The organism is Paenibacillus sp. OT2-17 (assembly GCF_009827695.1).
Classification (GTDB): Bacteria; Bacillota; Bacilli; order Paenibacillales; family Paenibacillaceae; genus Paenibacillus; species Paenibacillus polymyxa_B.
Map to the genome: position 1 here is coordinate 1 of NZ_WUDQ01000606.1, position 2107 is coordinate 2107.

At 49.8% G+C, this 2107-nt stretch carries 1 protein-coding gene and 1 pseudogene; both read right to left on the reverse strand.

The window, feature by feature from the left end; all coding sequences use genetic code 11:
- Positions 1-252 (reverse strand): annotated as a pseudogene (locus GRP75_RS25145) (glycosyl hydrolase); the annotation flags it as partial.
- A 28-nt stretch (positions 253-280) separates the two neighbouring features.
- Positions 281-2107: heparinase II/III family protein (locus GRP75_RS25150; protein ID WP_160790691.1), on the reverse strand; the 1827-nt coding region annotated here is incomplete at its 5' end.

The window sequence follows — 2107 nt, forward strand, 5'->3', positions numbered from 1 at the left end:
GACCAACACCGCCGCAGCCAACGCATAGGAGGGGGTGGAGTAGTACCGTTCACTTTCAGAATGGGGGTCAATGATAGCTCCGGTATCATCCTGATGCAGGGCATATGCGCGAACCAGCTTTTCCAGCACGGCCAGCTTACGTTGGTGAGTCCATCCGTCATTCACTCGATTTGGCGCGCTTTCCACCTGTTCTATAAATCTCTCCAGTTCCGTCTGCCAAGGGTACACGCTGCCTGTCTGCAGCTTATTCATCCTGTCTGCCTCCCATTCAAAATGAAAATTAATGTATGGTAAAAAACAGATTGCAATCTACGCTTGCAGAATCGCTCCAGTGATTGGAGTCTAGTTGCAGCGATGTTTTATAAAACACAAAGGGAGCTCCGTCATGATCTATGTGCTTCACAGCCTCCAACCCCGCCCGCAGCACGCCGGCATCATAATCTAGCCTGACGACTGCGTTCGCTCCCTTCCATTCTACGAAGCCTGTTCCCAGATTAGGCTGAATACAACTGATGAAAAACTCCTCCACATCCCATGACTTCATGCTCACGCCAGACGTTTCAAACTCAAAATGATCGGTGACGGTAAGCCTTGCCCCCTCGTTTCCCTCCAGCACATTCCAAATAAAGGAGCGGGTGAAGACCGCCAATTCTTCTACGGGATAAGCAGATGTCAAATCAAGCTTAAGCCTTGTGCCCGTCTGTACCTCCTCTTGCTCATCCAAAGCAATATCCAGCACAACCGCCTTTGCCTGTGCGCCCGATTGCTGCATAGTCCCATTGATGACAGGCACGGAATGACCACTAGAGGAAATATTAATAATCGACTCTCGTCCCGGTGAAAAATAGGCTTTCGTGTATAAGCCTGCTTCCAGATCACACAATAGATTTTCGCCACCGCCATGAAGGATGAAATGTCCAAGATCGTTATGATTGTGCGGTTCATTGTTATGCCCAGCCTTCGCTGAAAATGCAAGCATGACACCTGGTTCACCCTTTTGGCTTTCGGGTCCACTATGGCTGGAACTGCAGCTGCGGCACATCAGCCAACCGAGTTGCGGCAAATAATTGGTAACGGTCTCACCGCTCCCGAATGCCAGAGGATTCGTCCAGACCAAGTTGCGCAATACATGAGCCCAGCGGCGACAGGGGTCTTCCAACAGACCAGGTACGCGGAAAGGGAGTGTAGATGGTCGTCCTTGCAAAGAATTCAAATGAGAAATGAGTCCGGAAGGCAATCGTTCAGTTTCACTACTGTCCGAATAATTAGCGAAAATGCCATCCGACAGATGAACCCGCTCTGCAAAGGCTGCGATTTGCCTAACCTTTTCCGAGTTCAGAATATCCACAGTTCCCTCGGTAAACTCACGCAGCATATCGGCAAAATAAGTGAAATAACCAAAGCCGTATACCCAGTAACCTACGCCTTCGGGACATCCCCCATCCTCTCTGTAGCCTGCCAAAAAACAATCCAGCGAGCCCAGCATACTCTCGATGGCTACCGCTCTGGAAAAGTCGTCTTCTACCAGCAGCAATGCTGCAATTCCGCAACCGGAAGCACATACTGCCGACCAATTATGATCTGCGGTTTCCCATCCAAAATGACGAGGCTTCCAAAAAACGGGTTCCAGCACACGACGTTCAATCTCTTCGTGCACCTGAGCGACCACATGACTAGCCAGTTGTTCTCCTAGCAGCAATAAAATTTCAACCAGCGTTTGTGCTGTTTCGGACGCGAATAAATCCACCTGCTGCCAAGGCGGTGTTACTGTGTCCTCTTCATTGACATGTGCAGGAAGCGCCCATGTGTACTCGCTACATATGTCCAGCAGACCGCTTTCCACCTCTTTCATCTTTCGAGGCTCCGGCTTGACAACAGCTTCAAGCACTATAGCAACCAGTCGTCCACGCCGTTCAAAGTACACATCCTCATACGGCTTGCGCTCTCCTGTATTAGTAAATTCCCGAAACAGAGACAACGGCAGTTCTGGCCATGATGTTTCCCAATTATCTTTACAGACACGCACAATATCCATCCAAAGTTCGGCGTATATCGGCTCAGAGACAGTCGTCCGCAGCCTTTTTGTCCAATTACTCCTTAACCGTTG